Origin of the sequence: Brevibacterium sp. NPDC056726 (assembly GCF_042790515.1) — a bacterium.
Lineage (GTDB): Bacteria > Actinomycetota > Actinomycetes > Actinomycetales > Brevibacteriaceae > Brevibacterium > Brevibacterium sanguinis.
The window spans coordinates 1-1,049 of sequence record NZ_JBHTYZ010000017.1 but is presented as its reverse complement, the minus strand read 5'-3'; the positions used below and the strand labels follow the sequence as shown (position 1 = coordinate 1,049).

Here is a 1,049-nt window from a genome sequence, read left to right as displayed (position 1 = left end):
TTGGTTGTGGTGATGGCGTGCCTTTTGAAGAATGAGCCTGCGAGTTAGCGGTGCGTGGCGAGGTTAACCTGATGAAGGGTAGCCGTAGCGAAAGCGAGTCCGAACAGGGCGATATCAGTCGCGTGTCCTAGACCCGAAGCGGAGTGATCTAGCCATGGGCAGGGTGAAGCAGCAGTAAGATGTTGTGGAGGCCCGCACCCACTTCAGTTGAAAATGGAGGGGATGACCTGTGGTTAGGGGTGAAAGGCCAATCAAACTCTGTGATAGCTGGTTCTCCCCGAAATGCATTTAGGTGCAGCGTTGCGTGGTTCTTGCCGGAGGTAGAGCTACTGGATGGCTGATGGGCCCCACCGGGTTACTGACGTCAACTAAACTCCGAATGCCGGTAAGGTTCAGCGTGGCAGTGAGACAGTGGGGGATAAGCTTCATTGTCGAGAGGGAAACAGCCCAGACCATCAACTAAGGCCCCTAAGCGTGTGCTGAGTGGGAAAGGATGTTCAGTTGCGAAGACAACCAGGAGGTTGGCTTAGAAGCAGCCACCCTTGAAAGAGTGCGTAATAGCTCACTGGTCAAGTGATTGAGCGCCGATAATGTAGCGGGGCTAAGTACACCGCCGAAGTTGTGGCAGCACCACAGATAGCCGTAATGGTGTGGTGTTGGGTAGGGGAGCGTCGTGTCGCCAGTGAAGTCGCCGTGTGAACGAGTGGTGGAGGCGTCACGAGTGAGAATGCAGGCATGAGTAGCGAAAGACGGGTGAGAAACCCGTCCACCGGATGACCAAGGGTTCCAGGGCTAGGCTAATCCGCCCTGGGTAAGTCGGGACCTAAGGCGAGGCCGACAGGCGTAGTCGATGGACAACCAGTTGATATTCTGGTACCGACACACAACCGACAATACCAAAACACATGACACTAACTCCCCCGCGTGCCCGTGGTGCCTTCGGGTGCCTGGTTGGCATTGTGGGCGAGGACCTGAGTGTGGAGTCGGTCAGCGTGAGGTGTGACGCAGAAAGGTAGCCAGGCCACGCGATGGTTGTCGTGGTCTAAGGT

The 1,049-nt window shown here is 56.1% G+C and carries 1 rRNA gene; it reads left to right on the top strand.

The window, feature by feature from the left end:
• Positions 1–1,049 (top strand): 23S ribosomal RNA (locus ACFQ91_RS17195); the annotation flags it as partial.